Raw genomic sequence first — 20,445 nt, 5'->3', positions numbered from 1 at the left:
TGCCGTCATGAAAAAACGCATGGCTAAAAATAAAAACGGCTTGATCGCAGCCCTGGATATTGGGACGTCCAAGATCGCCTGCTTCATCGCGAAAGTGGGCGATGATGGCACCATACGGGTCGTGGGCATTGGCCATCACGCATCGAACGGGGTGCGCGCGGGTATTATTTCTGATGTCGAAGCGGCAGAAAATGCCATTTTGGCCACGGTCCACGCTGCCGAACAAATGGCCGGTGAAACCATCGAAGAAGTCATCGTCAATCTTTCCGGTGGTGCCCCGCAATCCGAAATTCTTCAATACGACCTTTCCATCGCCGGACATGAAGTGGGCGATGGTGATGTCCGCAAGGTTCTGGCCCAGGGCCATAGCGCATCGCAATCTGATGAACGCGAACTAATTCATTGCATCCCCGTTGGCTATTCCATAGATGGCGCGCGCGGCATCCGCGACCCGCGCGGCATGTATGGCGAACGTCTTGGCGTCAACATGCATGTGGTCACGGCCACCACCGGGGCCATACGCACCTTGGTAACCTGCCTTGCACGATGCCGTCTGGATGTCGCTGACATTGTGATCGCGCCTTATGCTTCTGGCCTTGCCGCATTGGTTGAAGACGAAGCCAATTTAGGCGCGACCGTCATTGACATGGGGGCAGGAACCACATCTTTGGCCGTATTTTACGACGGCCACCTGTTGCACAGCGCCTCCATTCCCGTCGGCGGGACCCATGTCACCTCTGATATTGCCCGCGGCCTTTCCACACCCATGGCCCATGCCGAACGCATGAAAACGCTGTACGGCAACGCCATGGCATCGGGATCCGATGATCGCGAAATGATTGATGTGCCATTGATGGGCGAAGAAGACCGCGCCCAGGCAAACCACGTACCCCGCTCCATGTTGGTCGGAATCATCCGGCCCCGGCTGGAAGAAACATTCGAACTTCTGCGCGGGCAACTGGAAATGACCGGCTACGACAAAATTGCCGGACGTCGCGTGGTGTTAACCGGCGGTGCCAGCCAGCTTCAGGGCGTTACTGAACTGGCCGGTAGTGTTCTGGACAAACAAATTCGTCTGGGCCGGCCGCTCAAGATCGCCGGGCTGGCCGATTCCACTGGCGGGCCGGCTTTTACCGCCTGCGCCGGATTACTGGCCTTTGCTGTACGACGTCCCGATGAAGCACCTGAAACAACCCAGACAATTGGAACCCGAACTGGAATGCCGACCGGTCCATTAGGCCGGGTCGGTTTATGGCTCCGTGAAAATTTTTAACAACCCACTTTTCTGCAACTGAACAATCGCACTTAACACACTTACTGCCTGAGGAGGCTGACATGACCATAAATATAAAAATGCCGAGCCCAGAACCCGATCTTAAACCCAGAATTACCGTCATTGGCGTTGGCGGTGCCGGGGGGAATGCCGTCAACAACATGATCGAGCATAATCTCGAAGGTGTTGAATTCGTTGTTGGCAATTCCGATGCCCAGGCACTCTCCCAGACCAGCGCAGAACGCCGCATCCAGCTGGGGCGCAACATTACCCAGGGCCTGGGTGCCGGATCACGACCCGATGTCGGCAAAGCGGCCGCCGAAGAAGCCATCGATGACATCATCGAACATATCCAGCAATCAAACATGGTGTTCATCACCGCCGGCATGGGCGGGGGCACCGGAACAGGGGCGGCCCCTGTCATTGCCCGGGCATCACGCGAACAGGGCATTCTGACCGTCGGCGTTGTGACCAAGCCATTCCAGTTTGAAGGGCTGAACCGCATGAAGATTGCCGAGGAAGGGATTGAAGAACTCCAACATTACGTGGACACCCTGATTATCATTCCCAATCAGAACCTGTTCCGCATTGCCAATGAAAAGACCACCTTCGCCCAAGCCTTTGAAATGGCCGATAACGTCCTTTATTCCGGCGTACGCGGCGTGACCGACCTGATGGTCATGCCCGGCTTGATCAACCTTGATTTTGCCGATGTTCGCCAAGTCATGAGCGAAATGGGCAAAGCCATGATGGGAACCGGTGAAGCCGATTGCGAAAACCGGGCCATTGCGGCAGCTGAGGCCGCCATTTCCAACCCATTGTTAGACGATGTTTCCATGGAAGGCGCCAAAGGGGTGCTCATCAACATCAGCGGCGGCGATGACATGACGTTGTTTGAAGTCGATGAAGCAGCAAACCGCATCCGCTCAGAAGTGGACCCCAATGCCAACATCATCTTTGGCTCTACCTTCGACCCAGCCCTTGATGGCCGCATTCGTATTTCGGTCATCGCCACAGGGATTGACGCCGAAGTTTCGGCCCATCCCGTCCCCTTGCAGCCGATCAGTCTGGTCAGCGATAATTCACGCAGGGCGACATCCATCATGCCTACGCCGGAAACCGCACCCGCGCCGGACATGGCACCGGTGCTTGATCTTGGGGTTGAATCCAAAATCGCTGATACCCCAGCACCGGCACCGGCACCACAGGCCACACCCGGCATTGATCTAGAAGGGATCAATCAACCCTTTATGCCGCCTGCTCCCGTTGAAGCCCCTCGCACGTCAATGGATATGACAGCCATACGTAAGCCAGACCCCATGGCCGAAGCCGACATTGTTAATGCCGGAACGACGACAGAAAAACCGGCAACACGGCCAAGCCTGTTTGAACGGGTGACGGGAAGTGGCCGGGCAAAAGCGCTTAAAGCAGAACAAATAGCCCGAACCATCCCAGCGCCCACCCCGGCACCGGTGGCAAAAGCCACCCCAGCGCCGGTGGTACCAGCGCCCGTGGTACAAGCCACGCCTGCACCGGTGGTGCCTGCAGAAGCCGCACCGGTGGAGATCAAGGCCGAAATCAAGCCAGAGGCCAGAGTTGAACCGGTTCTGCACCCCCGTGTTGAGGCACCCATTCTAGCCACGCCGGAACCCGCCCCAATGCCAACACCGGCCCCAGAACCACAGGTTCAGGCAGAACCAGAGGTGCAGGCTCAGGTACAGCCAGAACCACAACCCGAACCTAAACCCGAACCTCAGAAGGCAACCCAGCAGGATCTGGGCGGATTGGTGGCCAAATCTGAGCCCCATGCCAAGTCGGCGACGGAATCTGAAGAAGATCTGCTTGAAATTCCGGCATTTTTGCGACGCCAGGCCAATTAAGGCCTTTCATGAGGGCACTTTAAAAAACCAGGACAATTTGACCCGGGAAATGACGTAACAAATTGAAACAATTGTTGATTTGAGCACGCCAGGGGATGTTGATAGACATCCTCTGGTAGTGTTTTAACTGTGTTTTTAAAATTGAGGTCACTTTCGGGTTATGGTGAATTACGTTAAGCAAACAACCTTAAGCAACGCCATTGGTTGTTCTGGCATCGGACTGCATACTGGTGCCCATATTTCCATGACCATCTGCCCCGCCGAACCAGACACTGGCATCCGTTTCAAACGGACCGATATTTCTGGCGGCCAAGCGATCATTGATGCGCATTGGCGCAATGTTGTCCCTTCCCAGCTTTGTTCGGCCATCGCCAATGATGCCGATGTCACCATCAAAACCATTGAACACCTGATGGCCGCCTTTGCCGGTCTTGGCGTTGATAACGCATTGGTGGAAATCAATGGCCCGGAAGTCCCAATTATGGATGGCAGTGCCGCACCGTTCGTCTTTCTGATCGAATGTGCAGGCATCAAGGAACAGGACCAGAACCGTCGCGTCCTGAAAGTCCTGAAACCCGTTTCTGTAACGGATGGTGACCGCCAGGCCAGCATCATGCCCGGCGAAAATTTCTCCATCGAATTTGATATTGAGTTCGAATCAAAGGCCGTCTCTAGCCAGTCTTATGCCATTGAATTCGTCAACGGCAATTTCAAGAACGAAGTTGGCAACGCCCGCACCTTTGGCTTTGAACACGAAGTCGCCGCGCTGCGCCAAGCCGGCATGCTGCTGGGTGGGTCGCTCGATAATGCTGTGGTCGTCAGCGGCGATAAAATTCTCAATGATTCAGGCTTGCGCTATAGCGATGAATTTGTCCGCCATAAAATTCTTGATTCCGTTGGTGATCTTTATCTTGCCGGGGCCCAGATTATGGGCCACTTCAGTGGCTCGCGTTCGGGGCATGCCGTTAATCACCTGCTATTGAAAACCCTGTTTGCCGACCCCAAAGCCTGGGCGCTGGTTCCCCAAAGGGTTGGAAATACGGCCCATAGTGATGTCGAAGCCACCCTGTTTGACACCGCCCCTACCCCAGCCGCCGCCGCTGGCCGCTGATCCGCGCCCGTTTCACACCCCGTTTCAGATAGCATTTTTTACCACACCCTCTTGGTGCCAATGGTGTTCTGCCATGCTATAAGGGTGGTCGTTAACTCAATTAATATGCACCATATTTCTTATGTTCATGATGACTGCTTCTGACCCATCCTATAACCGCCGCCCGGCGTTGGTGCCCATGCACCAATCGGGGAGAAGCCATCGCTTTGCCACAGCCATTGCCGCAGCCATTGCCCTTGGGGCAATGCTGATTTTAGGAGGCTGTAGCACCCCGCCTCCTGAAATCAAACCCGACGCCACCCCGGAATCGCTTTACAACACCGGCATGACCATCATGACCCGCCAGAGCTATTCTGATGCCGTGAAATACTTCAATGAAGTTGAAAGACAGCATCCCTATTCGATCTGGGCCAACAAATCGACCCTGATGACGGCCTATAGCCGGTATCAGGTAGGGCGCTATGATGATGCCATCATCGCCCTTGACCGGTTTATTCACCTACACCCGGGAAGCCGCGACATTGCCTATGCCTATTACCTGCGCGCGCTTTGCTATTACGAAGAAATATCCGATGTGCACCGGGATCAGAAAGTCACCTACCGCGCCCAAGAAGCCCTTGATGAAGTGATCCGCCGCTTCCCCAAATCCAAATTCGCCCGGGATGCCCTGTTAAAGCGTGATCTCACCAATGATCAGGTTGCCGGTCAGAAAATGTCTGTGGGCCGATGGTACCAAAAAACCAACCAGCATATTGCTGCCATCAACCGCTTTCAGTCCGTCATCAAAAAATACCAGACGACATCACATATTCCCGAAGCCCTGCATCGGCTGACCGAAAGCTATATTGTGCTCGGTCTTGATGAAGAAGCCAAAAAAAGCGCTTCCGTGCTCGGCCACAATTTTCCGGGAAGTGAATGGTACATCGATAGCTATGCCATTATGACCGGCATTGACCCCCGCCAAGCCAGAAAAAAGATCGCCGATAAAAAACGCGGCTGGCTTGGGCGGACTTGGCACTCAATTTTCTAGGCTCTCATGCTCACGCGCCTGTCAATCCACGATGTGGTCCTTATTGACCGACTTGACCTGGATTTCCAAGGATTCCTCAGCGTATTAACGGGTGAAACCGGGGCGGGGAAATCAATTTTGCTGGATGCATTGGGGTTGGCGCTCGGTGCTCGGGGCGACAGCGCCCTGATCCGCAGTGGCGCAACCCGCGCACAGGTCAGCGCCGAATTTGATGTTTCTCCGGTCCATCCGGGCCTTGCCCTCATGGAAGACCGTGATCTGGATGCCGCGACGCCCGTGATCCTGCGCCGCATTCTGGGGGCTGATGGCCGATCGCGGGCATACGTCAACGACCAACCGATCAGCATCGGCTTTCTGTCTGAACTGGGTGACACGCTGGCTGAAATTCATGGCCAACATGAAACAAGGGGGCTTTTGAATCCCACCACCCACAGAACGCTTCTGGATGTCTATGGGAATCACGAAAAATATTTGCAAAAAACATCTCTCACATGGTCTGCATTAGAAGCCGCCCGAACAGCCGAACATGAAGCCCGTGAATTGCTAGAGGCTGCAAGCCGCGATCAGGAATTTCTGCGCCATGCGGTGACAGAAATTGAAACCTTTGCACCCGAACCCGGCGAAGAAGCCAGCCTAGCCGATGAACGGCGCTTTCTTTCATCAAGCGCGAAGCTTGCACAAGCGCTGATCAGCGCACGGGAAAGTCTGGAACGCGATGGCGGCATCGAAGGTGCCATCAGTGGTGCTTTGATTGCCCTGGAAAAGGTCCGTGATGACGCTGGTGGGCGTTTTGATGCAGCTATTACAGCCCTAGAACGCGCCAGCCTGGAATCCACGGAAGCCTTCGGAGAAATGAATGCCATCGACGGCCTGAATGCAGACCCGGGCAAGCTTTCCCAAGTCGAAGACCGGCTGTTTGGCCTGCGCGCATTGGCGCGAAAATATGACGTCAGCCCCGATGATCTGGCCGATCACGGACGCACATTGGCAGAACGCCTTAGTGCAATCGATAATTCCGGTGCAACCCTTGAACAACTGGCACAGGACACGCAATCGGCCCTGAAAAACTACGATGGGGCTGCCAATGCACTCAGTGCCGCCCGCAAGAAGGCGGCAAGCCGTCTGGACAAAGCCACAATGGCCGAATTGCCCCCCCTTAAACTTGAAAAAGCCATCTTCAAAACGGGCTTAACCCCCTTGGATGAAGCCGATTATGGGCCTTTTGGGCACGAACGGGTGGGCTTTGAAATCACCACCAATCCCGGCAGTGAACCGGGGCCTTTGCACCGCGTCGCATCAGGCGGGGAACTGGCCCGTATCATGCTGGCACTCCGCGTTGTTCTGGCCGGGGGCGGCACGGTGCCGACGCTAATATTTGACGAAGTGGATGCAGGTATTTCCGGTGCCACCGCCGATGCCGTTGGCGTGCGTTTGGCACAGTTGAGTGCCGATTTACAAATTTTGGTCATCACCCATTCCCCACAGGTCGCAGCCCGGGGGGCGCAACATTTCCGCGTCGCCAAGCAATCAGATAAGAAAGACACCACCACCGTGGTTGAACACCTGAACATTGATGACCGACGCGAAGAAGTCGCCCGCATGCTGGCAGGCAAAGACATCACCCCCGAAGCCCGCGCCGCCGCTGACAAATTGTTGGCAGCCGGAGGGTGATATGACCGAATTGGCCGAAAAATTTGTGCAAGACCTATCCGTTGAAGAAGCAAAGACAGAGCTCGCCCGCCTTGCATCAGAAATCGGCCATCACAATGGTCTCTATCACACCCACGATGCCCCAGAAATTACCGATGCCGAATTTGATGCCTTGAAACGCCGAAATGAAGAAATTGAGGCATGGTTTCCTGACCTGATCCGCGCAGACAGCCCATCAAAACAGGTGGGTGCAGCACCTCAATCGGGCTTTGCCAAGGTTCGCCACGCCATCCCTATGCTGTCACTGGACAATGCATTTGGCGAAGACGATATGCAGGGTTTCTTTGCCCGGGTGCGGCGGATGCTGCGCATGGAAGAAAGCAGCCCTTTAGAAGTCGTGGGGGAGCCCAAAATTGATGGGCTTTCCATCTCCCTGCGTTATGAAAATGGAAAATTCGTCCAAGGTGCCACCCGGGGCGATGGCCGCGAAGGCGAAGACGTCACCCAAAATTTGATGACCATGGCAGAAATTCCCAAAACCCTGCCCAAAGATGCCCCACCCATCCTGGAGGTACGCGGCGAGGTTTATATCAATAAGGCCGATTTCGCTGCCCTGAATACCCGCCGGATTAAATCTGGTGAACCTGAATTTGCTAATCCCCGTAACGCCGCCGCTGGGTCCTTGCGACAGCTTGACCCTGCCATTACCAAAACCCGTCCCCTTCGGCTTTTTGCTTATGCCTGTGGCGAGGTTAAGGATGGCAATATCGGGGAAAGCCATTGGGAATTTTTGCGAAGCCTCAAACAATGGGGGTTTCCGACCAACCCCATTGCAGAACTGTGCACAGACATTGATGGCGTGCTTGCCCTTTATAAAACGATCGCTAGCACCCGCGCGACCTTGCCCTATGACATTGACGGTGTCGTTTACAAAATCAATCGCTTTGATCTGCAAGCCAGACTTGGCTTCGTCTCTCGGGCACCACGCTGGGCCATTGCCCATAAATTCCCTGCCGAACAGGCCGAAACCATTTTGCGGGACATCGTGATACAGGTCGGGCGCACCGGCGTGCTCACCCCGGTTGCAGAATTAGAACCCGTCACCGTGGGCGGCGTGGTGGTTTCAAGGGCCACCTTGCACAATCAAGATGAAATCATCCGCAAAGATGTCCGAATAGGCGATTGCGTCATTGTCCAACGCGCAGGTGATGTCATTCCCCAAGTGGTCCGTGTCATCCCGGAAAAAAGGCCATCAAATGCTGAGGCTTATATTTTTCCCACCCTGTGCCCCTGCCCCCTTGAAACCCCGGCATTAAATGCAGAAAACGAAGTTGCCAAACGCTGTACCGGTGAACTTGCCTGCCCATACCAGCAGATCGAGCGATTGATCCATTTCGTTTCTCGCAATGCCTTTGATATTGACGGGTTTGGCAAAAAACAAGTTCAGGCATTTTTTGAATCAAAGCGTATCCAGACCCCTGCAGATATATTTGATCTGAAAGAGACCGACCCGAAGGCTGAAAGCCCCATTGGCGACCTAGAAGGCTGGGGTGATAAATCCAAAGAAAATCTTTTTGCAGCCATTGATGCGCGGCGCGTTATCAGCCTTGAACGCTTCATCTATGCATTGGGCATCCGTCAAGTCGGCACGGCCACAGCCGGGCTTCTGGCACGGGCCTATGGCAGCCTTGATGCCTGGCACAAAGCCATGGTGGATGCCGCCGATGAGCGCAAATCCAACAGGGATGCCAAAAAACCCGAAGATGTCGGCAGTGCATACACTGAACTCTGCGCCATTGAATCCATTGGCATGAATGTGGCCGATGACCTTGGCGCTTTCTTTTCCGAACCCCATAATCTTTCTATTATCAAGTCGCTGGAAGACCGGATCACTGTTTCTAATGCGGAAATTCCCACAACAGCCATCGATTCGCCTATCGCTGGCAAGACCATGGTGTTTACGGGCAGCCTTTCTGCCATGTCGCGGGGTGAGGCCAAGGCCCGTGCAGAGACTTTGGGGGCCAAGGTCACGGGATCAGTGTCTAAAAATACCGATTTCGTGGTGGCCGGAACCGATCCGGGATCAAAAGTCACCAAGGCCGAAAGCTTGGGCGTCAGGGTTTTATTGGAAAAAGAATGGCTGGAAATGGCCGGGCTTTAGGGGATCAGCTTAAATCTTTTTGGTAGCCTGTTTCAGCCATTCAGCGGTTTTCGGGTCCACCAAAGGGGTGATCAAGCGCCGCACCCGGGCGTGATAGGCATCAAGCCAATTGCGTTCTTCACCGCTTAGTAATTTACGATCAATCAAGGCCCGGTCAATCGGTGCCAGGGTTAACACATCAAAACATCGCATGGGCCGAACCCCTTTGCCTTTGCCCTTGGCCGCATCTCGCACCACCAAAAGGCTTTCGGTGCGAATGCCAAATTCCCCTTGCTGGTAAAAACCCGGTTCATTGGAAAGCAACATGCCCGGTTCTAAAACCACCGAATTGCCCGCCTGAGAAATGCGCTGGGGCCCTTCGTGAACGCTCAGGTAATGGCCAATGCCGTGTCCGGTGCCGTGATCATAATCCAGCCCCGCATCCCACAATGCCTTCCGCGCCAGAACATCCAATTGCGACCCCGTGGTCCCCACCGGAAACCGGGCGGATGCCAACCCGATATGGCCCTTGAGCACGCGGGTAAACCGTTCACGGATGGCGACACCCGATTTAAGCCCGGCTCTTGGGCCAATCAAAAAGGTCCGGGTCACATCGGTGGTGCCATCGAGATATTGCGCCCCGGAATCTAGCAAGAACACATCGCCGGATTTTACCGAACGGTTGGTTTCCTCTGTCACCCGGTAATGGATGATGGCCCCATTGGGACCCGCTGCCGATATGGTTGGAAAGGAAAGCCCCTGAAACAGGTCGTTTTCGGCGCGGGTTCCATCCACTTTTTTGGCTGCCGCCATTTCTGTCTGCCCGCCACGGGGGGCGGCCTTCGCAAACCATGCCAGAAACCGACAAAGCGCCGCCCCATCGCGGATATGGGCAGCGCGGATGCCTTTTAGTTCTGTTTTGTTTTTACGGGCCTTTGGATCGACACACGGATCAGCACCATCGCGCAATTGTGCCCCGGCGCGCTTTAAACGGTTCAATATCCAGGCAGGCGTTGAAGCGTTATCAGCCAAAACCACCCGCTTTTTCTTGCCCAATTGATCAAGAATGGCCCCAAATTTTGACGGGGCGGCGATGGTAACGCCTTCGCCCAGATGGCGACGCACACCAGCGCTAATTTTTTCCTTGTTCACAATCAAGGTTACACGCCCATCACGGGTGATCACCGCAAACGCCAGAACCAAAGGTGCGAAATCAACATCAGAGCCCCGAATATTTAAAAGCCATGCTATAGATTCAGGCGCGCTCAACACAGCCGCATCGATCCCTGCCGCAGCCATCGGACCGGCGATTTGGGATCGCTTGTCCCGGGCGCTTTTGCCAGAATATTTATTTGGAAAGACCTTAACTGGCCCCATCGGTGGTAGAGGGCGATCCGTCCAAATGGCATCAATGGGATTTGCCGAGACCGATACCAATTTTGCACCGGCCTTTTCTGCACCCGCCCCAAACCGTGCCCAATCACGGCCTGTCACCAACCACGGGTCAAACCCGATGCGCGCACCCCGTTTGGCATTGGCCGCAATCCACGCCATGGGGGAAAGCTTGGCCGTTTGGTGAATTGAAAGCTGGCCGGTATCGACCTCATGGCGGGCCTGCAACCCATAACGCCCATCGACAAAAAGGGCTGCCTTATCCTTCAACACCACTGCCAAACCGGCTGATCCGCTAAAGCCCGTTAACCAGATAAGGCGTTCTTCTGAAGGTGGCACGTATTCACCCTGATGGGCATCGCTGCGGGGCACAATAAACCCATCCAGCTTCATCTTTGCCATTCGCGCGCGCAACTGCCTTAAGCGCTCACCCGATTCTGTCTTGTTGTTTGACGTGTTTGCCATGAATTACCTGTAGATTGATCACCCGAAGCTAATGGCGTGATCCACCCAACACAAGCCCCCCACCCCACGAAGTCATACAAAAGCCTTTAAACATGATGATATAATTCCCATGTTAATCGTGCGGAGCTGAAAACAACAGGAGATGCCATTATGTCTGATATTAATCATCTGCCCTATGAAGAAGAAGCAAAGCTTATGACTGACATCATCAACTTTTTTACCGAACGCCTTCCCCATGCAACAGGGGATGCCCTTGAGCTTCTGGATGAAGCCGCCCTTGGGGCCGAACTCTTTGAAAACCTGTCGGCCAGAACCACTGCAGAGCTTGCAGAACTCGGTATTGAACGCGATGACCTTTCCCGAGTTTCAGCGGCAGCAGCTGGGTTGTTTATCATCGCCCATAAAAACAAACTGGGCTGAATCTAACCATTCCTGACCTGATATTACTATATAAGTCACTGTAATTGTTTAATAAACTGCCATGTATGATTTGCATGGCAAAGGCCATAAAAATGGCTTCTTTACAATCTCTATATAATTAGTTAGAATACTAATTATAGTGACGAGAATATCCATTGTTTGAAGTTATACCCTGATTACCCAGTTAGTTGGCGTTAGTCCCCCAGCCACCTAACACCCCTAAATAAGGCGACCCCCCATGGTCGCCTTTCTTTTTGCAACTTTTTATGGGCACTTCAGGCCTGGATCAGGTGGGAAGCATGTCTGAAATGTTGTCTTAACATGTTGTATTTGCAGGGTAAGTTAACAATCCGACGACGAATGCTTAACAAAATATGAACAAGCCATGCTAATTGTGCATGGCTCCGTTTACCAATGGGCGCTGCTCATTTTTGTGGTTTGGGTGCATAAACACGCCAACGACGACGGTCGCACCCGGGAAACCCATTCAGACTTCCCACAAGGCCAGACCAGCCGCCGACACTAATAAAAGACCGGCAGTTTCAGGGGATGATTACGGAGCAGTCCGTTGCATCCCAGTAGCGAGTTGGTTTTTTGAAGCAACCATTTATCAGGAGTTAGAACCCATGACCGACCATTCAATCCTCGCCCCAGGCATCGCTGATCTTCCTTTTCGCAAAGAAGCCGAATTGATCTCCCGTTTCATCAAGTTCTTCAGCGCACCAAAATCCAACACGCTGGCCTATGCCATTTATGCCCGTGATCTGTTTGCTACCCTTGAGCCCCTCAATGATAGCCAGCTTTCCAACCTTGGCATCGACCGCCAGGGCATTGCAGTCTATGCCGCCAAAAAAGCAGGCATCCTCGACCGCTAAACCAAGATTACGCTTATCGGCCCAGTATCATCGTGCTCCATTCACCGAGCACGATGGTACGGCTAAGCTTAAGACCAACGTCCCTGTATGCGCTCATGACATCGCCTTGCTGGCGGGTCAAAAGCCCAGACAGGATCAAAGCACCCCCCGGGGCCAACCGGGCTTCGATATCACCGGCCAACGCAATCAGCGGTTCGGCCAATATGTTGGCAAATATCAAATCAAACGGTGCCTTGTTTTGCACCCCATCAGCGGCCACACCAGACGCAGCCACCGCATCAACCAAATGCGCCAGCCCGTTGGTTATGGCGTTGTTTGCTGTTGTTTCGGCCGCCACAGGATCAAGGTCGCTGGCCATGACCGGTTTGCCCGTGGCGCGCGCAAATGACAACGCCAAAATGCCCGACCCACAGCCAAGATCAAGGGCATGATCAAACGCCCGTTCATTCAGTAATTCATCAAGGGCCAACAGGCAGCCCCGCGTGGTTTCATGGGTGCCCGAACCAAAGGCCGGGCCGACATCTAGATTGACCACATGTTTGTCAGATGGCGGTGTGCCATCAAAGAAACTGCCATGGATAAAAAACCGCCCGGCGGTGATGGGCGGGAATTGGCTCCGGTTCAGGGCCAGCCAATCCACATCATCCATTTTGGAAATATGAAAATCAGGCATATCCCCATGGGCCTGACCGACGGCAGCAGCAAGGCAAAGGGCCACCTCTGCGATGTCGGGCTCTTGATCCGCAATCGCTTCTATCCGCCAACGCTTTGCCATGCCATCCGGGATATCTTTTTCCTCGAACCGGGCAACCGACTGACCAAGGGGAGCCAAGGCAGCCTCCAGAACCGGGGCAAGCACATCATCAGTGTCGAGCCAGATGCGCCAATAGGCAGGCGATTGTTCAGCCAAGGGTTACACTCCGATTGTCTAAATGCCTTTAGGCAGGGTTCACAAAACTGGCCATGACCTTTTTGCGCCCGGCCTTATCAAAGGAAATATCAAGCTTGTTGCCTTCAACGCCCTGCACCCGGCCGTAGCCAAATTTTTGGTGAAATACCCGGCTGCCCTTGGTCAAGCCATCGGGGGTTGCAGCAACCATTGAGCCCGCATCTTCCTTTTTTGAAGATGGCTTGGAACGGCGTTTGCCGCCATAGCCCTGCCCATGCGCACTGCCACCACTGCCACCACCACCATATTTTTTCTGGCGCTCCTCTGGAGGCGATCCCCCATAAAGCCCCTTGGAGACATCCACCTCCACATGGTCTTTGGGTAGTTCTTCGATAAATCGCGACGGAATGGCCGAATTCCATTGGTTATAAAGCCGCCGATTAGCCGCAAAACTGATATAGGCAAGCTTTCGCGCCCGGGTAAGCCCAACATAGGCAAGGCGGCGTTCTTCTTCCAGGCCCGCAGCGCCTTGTTCATCCATGGCGCGTTGATGGGGAAACAGGCCTTCTTCCCAGCCGGGTAAGAAAACCACATCAAATTCCAACCCCTTTGCCCCGTGCAGGGTCATGATATTGACCATGTCCGTGCCCGTGTTGTCTTCGTGCTCCATCACAAGGGAAACATGCTCTAGAAAACTGTCCAGGCTTTCAAAGTCTTCCAATGCCGAAACCAGTTCCTTCAGGTTTTCAAGTCGACCAGGCGCCTCTACCGATTTGTCGTTTTGCCACATTCCGGCATAGCCCGATTCGTCGAGCACAATTTCTGCCAATTCTGACGGGTTCATATTCTGGGCCTGGGCGCGCCAGCGGGAGAAATCTTCCAGCACCCTGGCCAATGCCGTACGGGCCTGGGGCCTGATATCATCGCTGCCAATCAGTGCGCCACAGGCGGACACCAAAGACGTGCCTTCGGCCCGGGCCAGAACATGGGCAACCTGCAAGGTGGTGTTGCCCAAGCCCCTGCGCGGCGTGTTGATAATGCGTTCAAAGGCAAGATCATCATCGGGCTGGGCAATGACACGGAAATAAGCCACGGCATCCCGGATTTCCTTGCGTTCATAAAAACGCGGCCCCCCGATAACCCGGTAGGGAATGGCACAGGTAATAAACCGTTCTTCAAAGGAACGGGTTTGTGACCCTGTGCGCACCAGAACGGCAATTTCATTAAGGCTTGTCCCGCCCCGCTGAATGGCCTCAATGGTCTCGGCCACATCCCGGGCCTCTGCATCGCCATCCCAAACGCCGGTTACCCTGACCTTTTCACCATCATCGCCTTCGGTCCACAGCGTCTTGCCCAACCGGCCCTCGTTATGGGCGATCAAGCCACTGGCTGCGGCCAAAATCTGGGGCGTTGAACGGTAGTTGCGCTCCAGGCGAACAATGTGAGCACCGGGAAAATCTTTTTCAAAGCGCAGAATGTTGCCAACCTCTGCCCCGCGCCAGCCATAGATGCTCTGGTCATCATCCCCGACACAGCACACATTGCTGCCACCCTGGGCCAGCAAGCGAAGCCACAGATACTGAGAAACATTGGTATCTTGGTATTCGTCCACCAAAATATATTTGAACCGGCGCTGGTAATCAGCCAGCACATCCGGGTGTTTGGTAAACAGGGTCAGGTTGTGCAACAGCAGGTCGCCAAAATCACATGCATTCAGGGTTTTAAGCCGGGATTGATAAAGCCGGTAAAGATTAAGGGCCTTGCCAGATGCAAATTCGCTGGCCTCGCTGGGGGTGACCTTATCCGGGGTTAAGCCCCGATCTTTCCAGCGCTGAATAATGGCGTTAAGCGCACGGGGCGGCCATTTTTTATAATCAACATTTTCCGCCTCCATGACTTGTCGCAACAAGCGATGCTGATCATCGGTATCCAGAATAGTGAAGTTAGATTTCAAGCCCAACATTTCTGCATGGGCGCGCAATATCCGGGCGGAAATGGAATGAAAGGTGCCCAGCCACAACCCCTCGGCACCACCCCCCAACAAATTGCCCACACGCTCCATCATTTCCCGCGCGGCCTTGTTGGTAAAGGTCACCGCCAGAATTTGCCCCGGAAAGGCCCGGCGCGACATCAGAATATGGGTAAGACGCGTCACCAGAACACGGGTTTTGCCCGTCCCCGCCCCGGCCAAAACCAGAACCGCACCATCCAGCGTGCCTGCGGCTTCGCGTTGTTCGGGGTTCAACATGGCAAGATACGGTGGGTCCCCTGCCGCCATCGCACCACCGGTCACCGGGCCGGATGCTTTAGGTTCCGCTTCTGGCCCAGATGCGGGCACAGATTCAGGATGCGCTTCAGGCGTGTTTTCTGAAAATTCAAAGGGATCTGACATCGACCCCTTATAGCACGATCAGGGTGCCCCAAATCCACGACTAATCACTATCCCGACGACACTTCGCCTCTTTCTTCGGCCCGGGCGGCTTCCATGGCCTGATTGTAGGCCGCCATGACATCGCGTTCCCGCAAGAAGCCAACCAGCGTCATGCTTTCCATGTCTTCAACGACGGCAATCTGGTTTTCCTGGGCGTCATCCAGCAGGCGTCGCGCTTCCTCCAGATTGGCGCTGATGGGCAGCACCGGCGGGTTGGCACGCGCCACATCCACGGCCTTTAAATGCGCGTCATATGACGTTTCAAAGGCCGCTTCGGATAGATCGGCCAAAGTAATGGTGCCACTTAAGGCGCCATCTGCGTTGATCATGAAGAGTTCACCGTACGAAACCTTTTGCAGGCGTGCGCGCAATTGCGGCAAGGACATATCTTCGGGCACCCCATCGTAATCATCGCGCATGATCTCATCCACCCGCCTGGAGCGCAAAAGCCCGGTTTCCCGCCCACTATCAAGGCTGATGCCCCGGCGTTTCAACTGCTGGGTAAAGAACGAATGTCCTGCCGCCTGTTCTGTGATCACCGAAGCCACCACCACCCCCACCATCACAGCAATGGTCAGGGTGAAATTGGATGTCAGTTCGAAAATGATCAAAATGGTTGAAATCGGCGCCCCCAGAACCGCGCCCGCCAACGCTCCCATCCCAACAATGGCATAGGTTCCAGGCCCCGATGACAATTCCGGAAACGCCGCCGTTGCGATGATGCCAAAGGCACCGCCGGCCAGTGCCCCCATCACCAAAGACGGGCTGAACACGCCGCCAGAAAAGCCAGCACCCAGACATAAAACTGTCATGGCCCATTTCAAGATCAGCAATCCGATCATCATGGCCAAAGAAAATTTCACGGACAAAGCCGCATCGGTGGTTTCATAGCCCACCCCCAAAACATGGGGAAATGCAATCCCAACACCACCCAATATCAATCCAGCCATCGCCGGCCTGATCCAGACAGGACCCGGCAATTGCGCCGCCTGATTTTGCGCCGCCATGGTCGCCTTGATAAAGGCTGTGGCAATGATGGCTGCCACCACGCCCAAAAGCGCAAAGGCTGGCAATTCCAGAAACGATGCAATGGTTTGATTGGGAATGGTGAAGGCTGGAAAGTTACCGTAGTAAAGCCTGGAAATGATGGTCCCGGTCACAGAGGCGATGACAATAGGGGCAAAAGAAGAAAGGGCGTAATGCCCGACCACCACTTCAAGGGCAAAAAACACCCCGGCAATGGGCGTGTTAAAGGATGCCGCAATGGCCGATGCCGCCCCACACCCCAACAGCGTCAACCGGAGCTGGCGCGACAGATGCAACCTGCGGGCAATCCATGCAGACAGGGTTGCGCCCAAATGAACCACCGGGCCTTCACGGCCAACGGATGCCCCGCTCCCAATGGACACCATTGATGCAAGGGCCGCAACCATGCCTGTCCTGAAGTTCAACCGCCCGCCATGAAGCGCCGTTGCCTCCATCACATCAGGCACGCCCCGGGGCCTTCGATCAGGCATATAAAAATGGATCAGCAAGCCCACCATCAACCCGCCAAGGGTTGGCACCAAAAGGATCTGCCACCACGGCAATTGGGCGGCCTGGGTATACATACGCTCTGATGAGAAACCAAAACCAACGAACTGGATCAGCCCGATCAAATCGCGAAAGGCAATGGCCGCCCCTGCCGCCACCGCGCCAATGGCAATCCCCAATCCAAACAAGACAAACTGGCGGTTCCTGACAAATGTGTTCAGAAACGATAGGACATCATGAAAATGCTGCGCTGGTTTGGCCATGCTCTTGGGGTTTTGATAAGGGTTCCCCATCTTAAAGCCAAAAACGTTTATGAATCAAAAACTTGTTTACGAGCCTTGTCCGCAACATGGGATTCCAGGAAAGCGATTGCGCTTTCGGAAAAATCTTGAATGGCCTTTGATCTGCTTAAATTGCCCACGGTATTATCCGCCAACGTTAAACCAAATGATCAGTTTATAGCCGGCCCCCCCGGCGTTTTACGTGACCCATCATGATCGCCAGAACCTTAAGGCGCCGTTTATCCACAGCCCCTAAAAAAACCCGAAAACAGCCAAAAATTACCATGTTATTCAACATTTTTTACGGCCGCAAACAAGTCCACCCTTGACCTTTAAGAAGCGTTCGCACACCATGGGCCTGTTCCTGGGGGTGCTCCTGCATGGGGCTGAGAACCATCATCTCAGGGCCGTAAAAAGAACTGCTTTTTCACGGCATTAAAGATGATAGAACCCTTTGAACCTGATCCGGATCGTACCGGCGTAGGAAAGGAATGAGGCGAGGCCTAACGGCAACCATTTAGCGGCAATTTTTGATCCGCGCCTCAAGGCTTCAATGCCACTTTCAAATGCCCCACGGTTTTCCCCGGATCAGCCCTGTAAAAATCCAGATACAGTATGTCTGGATACAAAAAACACTTTAAGGAGGCGATCATGGCCGACGGCACAAACCCACAGGATTTCACTGTAACCACCGGGGCACTACCGGCATCTGACAAAATTTATATCGAAAGCGATCGCTTCCCCGGCGTCTCTGTCGCCATGCGGGAAATTAAGCTGGACGCCCCCGAAGACCCCCCCGTCGCGGTCTATGACCCATCTGGCCCCTATACCGATCCTGCCATGGACATTGATATCCGCAAAGGGCTGCCCGCCCTGCGCCGCGACTGGATCATTGCCCGCGGCGATGTCGAAGACTACGAAGGCCGCATTTGCCGCCCCGAAGACAATGGGTTCACGGAAGCCAAACAAGACCCCTTTATCGAATTCCCGTCAAAGCCTGAACGCCCGCTTAAGGCCAAACCGGGCCAAACCCCAACGCAGCTGGCGTATGCCCGTGCGGGCATTATGACGGCGGAAATGGAATACATCGCCATCCGCGAAAACATTGGTCGCAAAGTTGGCGCCGATGCGCCATCGGGTGGTGAAAATTATGGGGCCAACCTACCCGCCCTGGTCACCCCGGAATTTGTCCGCGATGAAATCGCCGCCGGACGGGCCATCATTCCTGCCAACATCAATCACCCCGAAGCCGAACCCATGATCATCGGGCGCAACTTCTCTGTGAAGATCAATGCCAATATTGGCAATTCCGCCATTACGTCCACGGCCGCAGAAGAAGTAGACAAGCTGGTCTGGTCCATCCGTTGGGGTGGGGATACGGTGATGGATCTTTCCACCGGCACCAACATCCACAACATCCGCGAATGGATCATTCGCAACTCTCCTGTGCCCATTGGCACGGTGCCCATCTATCAGGCGCTGGAAAAGGTTGATGGCGTTGCCGAAGACCTGACCTGGGAAGTGTTCCGCGACACCTTGATTGAACAATGTGAACAAGGCGTCGATTACTTCACCATTCACGCCGGTGTTCGCCTTGCCTATGTGCCCATGACCGCCAAACGCATGACCGGGATTGTTTCCCGCGGTGGCTCTATCATGGCCAAATGGTGTCTGGCCCATCATAAGGAAAGCTTCCTTTATGATCATTTCGAAGACATCTGCAAAATCATGAAGGAATACGACGTGTCCTTCTCTCTGGGTGATGGCTTGCGGCCGGGTTCAATTGCCGATGCCAATGACGAAGCCCAGTTCGCAGAACTGCGCACCTTGGGTGAGCTGACCAAAGTTGCCTGGAAACATGATGTTCAGGTGATGATCGAAGGCCCGGGCCATGTGCCCATGCACAAGATCAAGGAAAACATGGACGAACAGCTGAAGCATTGCGCGGAAGCACCGTTCTATACGCTTGGCCCGCTGACCACCGATATCGCGCCCGGCTATGATCACATTACATCGGCCATTGGTGCCGCACAGATCGGCTGGTACGGCACAGCCATGCTGTGTTACGTGACACCCAAAGAACATCTGGGCCTGCCTGATCGCGATGATGTGAAGGTGGGGGTTGTGACCTATAAAATTGCCGCCCATGCCGCCGATCTGGCAAAAGGCATGCCCGGTGCGCAAATCCGCGATGATGCCATTTCAAAGGCCCGGTTTGAATTCCGCTGGCGCGATCAGTTCAACCTGTCCCTGGACCCGGAAACGGCCATCGATTACCACGATCAAACCCTGCCCGCCGAAGGCGCAAAGATTGCCCATTTCTGTTCCATGTGTGGCCCTAAATTCTGCTCCATGAAAATTTCTCATGAAGTGCGGGAATATGCCGAAAGCGGCATGGAAGAAATGAGCAAAGCCTTCAAGGAAACCGGCGGAGAGGTTTATCAGGAAAAAGAAGTCTTCGACAAAAAAGCCAAAACCCTGCCTGCCGCCGAATAGCCAAGCAGTTAAAACAAATCTAAAAAGGGCGGGGAAAAATTCCCCGCCTTTTTTTTATAAGGATCAGGTCATGCCGCCCGTCACTATCCGCCTTGAAACGCCTGCCGATCATTTGGCCATTAAGAATGTCACCACGGCAGCATTTGGACAAAAGGACGAAGCGCAATTAATCCAGCGTTTGCGCGAAGACGGTTCCGTGATCTTGTCTCTGGTGGCAACGAATGATGCGGGCCGGGTCATTGGCCACCTGATGTTCACCGATCTGATCATTGAGGGCATTGAAAATGCCGCCGCGCTGGCGCCAATGTCCGTGCACCCCGATCATCAGAAAAAGAGGATCGGCACCGCCATGATCAAGGAAGGGTTGGAAATATGCCGAAGTTTAGAGATAAACGTGATCGTCGTGCTGGGCCACGAAATGTACTATCCACGCTTTGGGTTTTCGGCTGATCTTGCAAGATGCCTTGATGCACCTTTTTCAGGCCCGGCACTGATGGCCCTTGAATTAACCCCCGGCACGCTTTCCGGGTCAGACCTGAAAGTAACCTACCCTGCTGCATTCGGGATTTAAAAAGACGG

The 20,445-nt window shown here is 54.3% G+C and carries 14 protein-coding genes and 1 riboswitch; of the genes, 10 read left to right on the top strand and 4 right to left on the bottom strand.

The features are described from left to right. Window positions 1-7 precede the first annotated feature (7 nt). From ftsA to ligA, 6 genes are all read left to right on the top strand, one after another. Complete coding sequence (gene ftsA / locus HOJ08_06250) at window positions 8-1,273, top strand: cell division protein FtsA (GenBank protein ID MBT5673035.1); 1,266 nt, start codon at window positions 8-10, stop codon at window positions 1,271-1,273. A 62-nt stretch (window positions 1,274-1,335) separates the two neighbouring features. After that, window positions 1,336-3,153 carry a cell division protein FtsZ gene (gene ftsZ / locus HOJ08_06245; GenBank protein ID MBT5673034.1) on the top strand — a complete coding sequence of 606 codons (1,818 nt, stop codon included), beginning with the start codon at window positions 1,336-1,338 and terminating at the stop codon, window positions 3,151-3,153. 160 nt (window positions 3,154-3,313) lie between these two features. After that, window positions 3,314-4,264, top strand: coding sequence for a UDP-3-O-acyl-N-acetylglucosamine deacetylase (locus HOJ08_06240; protein ID MBT5673033.1), 951 nt, complete (start codon window positions 3,314-3,316; stop codon window positions 4,262-4,264). Between the two features lie 178 nt (window positions 4,265-4,442). Further along, window positions 4,443-5,294 (top strand): outer membrane protein assembly factor BamD, encoded by an 852-nt coding sequence (locus tag HOJ08_06235; GenBank protein MBT5673032.1) that lies wholly within the window; start codon window positions 4,443-4,445, stop codon window positions 5,292-5,294. A gap of 6 nt (window positions 5,295-5,300) precedes the next feature. Next, the gene (gene recN, locus HOJ08_06230) at window positions 5,301-6,965 is read left to right on the top strand and encodes a DNA repair protein RecN (protein ID MBT5673031.1); all 1,665 of its coding nucleotides are present in this window, start codon (window positions 5,301-5,303) and stop codon (window positions 6,963-6,965) included. Window position 6,966: 1 nt separating this feature from the next. After that, window positions 6,967-9,105: an NAD-dependent DNA ligase LigA gene (gene ligA / locus HOJ08_06225; protein MBT5673030.1), complete on the top strand. Its 2,139-nt coding sequence runs from the start codon at window positions 6,967-6,969 to the stop codon at window positions 9,103-9,105. Between the two features lie 9 nt (window positions 9,106-9,114). Here the strand turns inward: ligA and HOJ08_06220 are convergent, their stop codons facing one another. Then, complete coding sequence (locus tag HOJ08_06220) at window positions 9,115-10,941, bottom strand: aminopeptidase P family protein (GenBank protein ID MBT5673029.1); 1,827 nt, start codon at window positions 10,939-10,941, stop codon at window positions 9,115-9,117. 150 nt (window positions 10,942-11,091) lie between these two features. Between HOJ08_06220 and HOJ08_06215 the strand changes: the two genes are divergently transcribed. Both HOJ08_06215 and HOJ08_06210 read left to right on the top strand, forming a co-directional pair. Continuing rightward, on the top strand, window positions 11,092-11,361 hold the full coding sequence (locus HOJ08_06215) for a hypothetical protein (protein ID MBT5673028.1): 270 nt from the start codon (window positions 11,092-11,094) through the stop codon (window positions 11,359-11,361). A gap of 626 nt (window positions 11,362-11,987) precedes the next feature. Next, window positions 11,988-12,236 (top strand): hypothetical protein, encoded by a 249-nt coding sequence (locus HOJ08_06210; protein ID MBT5673027.1) that lies wholly within the window; start codon window positions 11,988-11,990, stop codon window positions 12,234-12,236. Between the two features lie 13 nt (window positions 12,237-12,249). On the opposite strand, the gene HOJ08_06205 is transcribed toward HOJ08_06210, so the two are convergent. Genes HOJ08_06205 through HOJ08_06195 form a run of 3 tightly spaced genes read right to left on the bottom strand, consistent with a single transcriptional unit; the run spans window position 12,250 to window position 17,352 of the window. Beyond that, a complete protein-coding gene (locus HOJ08_06205) occupies window positions 12,250-13,146 on the bottom strand; it encodes a methyltransferase (protein ID MBT5673026.1) in 897 nt (298 codons plus the stop codon). Between the two features lie 28 nt (window positions 13,147-13,174). Then, on the bottom strand, window positions 13,175-15,517 hold the full coding sequence (locus HOJ08_06200) for a UvrD-helicase domain-containing protein (protein MBT5673025.1): 2,343 nt from the start codon (window positions 15,515-15,517) through the stop codon (window positions 13,175-13,177). A gap of 47 nt (window positions 15,518-15,564) precedes the next feature. Continuing rightward, complete coding sequence (locus HOJ08_06195; protein MBT5673024.1) at window positions 15,565-17,352, bottom strand: chloride channel protein; 1,788 nt, start codon at window positions 17,350-17,352, stop codon at window positions 15,565-15,567. Between the two features lie 374 nt (window positions 17,353-17,726). After that, window positions 17,727-17,874, top strand: a riboswitch (TPP riboswitch). Between the two features lie 147 nt (window positions 17,875-18,021). On the opposite strand from HOJ08_06195, the gene thiC reads away from it, so the two are divergent. Beyond that, complete coding sequence (gene thiC, locus HOJ08_06190; GenBank protein MBT5673023.1) at window positions 18,022-19,866, top strand: phosphomethylpyrimidine synthase ThiC; 1,845 nt, start codon at window positions 18,022-18,024, stop codon at window positions 19,864-19,866. 70 nt (window positions 19,867-19,936) lie between these two features. Continuing rightward, window positions 19,937-20,437 carry an N-acetyltransferase gene (locus HOJ08_06185; protein MBT5673022.1) on the top strand — a complete coding sequence of 167 codons (501 nt, stop codon included), beginning with the start codon at window positions 19,937-19,939 and terminating at the stop codon, window positions 20,435-20,437. Window positions 20,438-20,445: the final 8 nt, after the last annotated feature.

The organism is Rhodospirillales bacterium, from assembly GCA_018666775.1.
GTDB lineage: Bacteria > Pseudomonadota > Alphaproteobacteria > SMXQ01 > SMXQ01 > JABIXC01.
The sequence above is the reverse complement of the archived record's forward strand: the minus strand, read 5'-3'. Positions and strand labels throughout refer to the sequence as shown.

Bases quoted from the DNA above. Each gene is read 5' to 3' on its own strand.
- ftsA (MBT5673035.1), top strand. From the start codon at position 8: ATGAAAAAACGCATGGCTAAAAATAAAAACGGCTTGATCGCAGCCCTG.
- ftsZ (MBT5673034.1), top strand. From the start codon at position 1,336: ATGACCATAAATATAAAAATGCCGAGCCCAGAACCCGATCTTAAACCC.
- HOJ08_06240 (MBT5673033.1), top strand. From the start codon at position 3,314: ATGGTGAATTACGTTAAGCAAACAACCTTAAGCAACGCCATTGGTTGT.
- HOJ08_06235 (MBT5673032.1), top strand. From the start codon at position 4,443: ATGCACCAATCGGGGAGAAGCCATCGCTTTGCCACAGCCATTGCCGCA.
- recN (MBT5673031.1), top strand. From the start codon at position 5,301: ATGCTCACGCGCCTGTCAATCCACGATGTGGTCCTTATTGACCGACTT.
- ligA (MBT5673030.1), top strand. From the start codon at position 6,967: ATGACCGAATTGGCCGAAAAATTTGTGCAAGACCTATCCGTTGAAGAA.
- HOJ08_06220 (MBT5673029.1), bottom strand. From the start codon at position 10,941: ATGGCAAACACGTCAAACAACAAGACAGAATCGGGTGAGCGCTTAAGG.
- HOJ08_06215 (MBT5673028.1), top strand. From the start codon at position 11,092: ATGTCTGATATTAATCATCTGCCCTATGAAGAAGAAGCAAAGCTTATG.
- HOJ08_06210 (MBT5673027.1), top strand. From the start codon at position 11,988: ATGACCGACCATTCAATCCTCGCCCCAGGCATCGCTGATCTTCCTTTT.
- HOJ08_06200 (MBT5673025.1), bottom strand. From the start codon at position 15,517: ATGTCAGATCCCTTTGAATTTTCAGAAAACACGCCTGAAGCGCATCCT.
- HOJ08_06195 (MBT5673024.1), bottom strand. From the start codon at position 17,352: ATGGCCAAACCAGCGCAGCATTTTCATGATGTCCTATCGTTTCTGAAC.
- thiC (MBT5673023.1), top strand. From the start codon at position 18,022: ATGGCCGACGGCACAAACCCACAGGATTTCACTGTAACCACCGGGGCA.
- HOJ08_06185 (MBT5673022.1), top strand. From the start codon at position 19,937: ATGCCGCCCGTCACTATCCGCCTTGAAACGCCTGCCGATCATTTGGCC.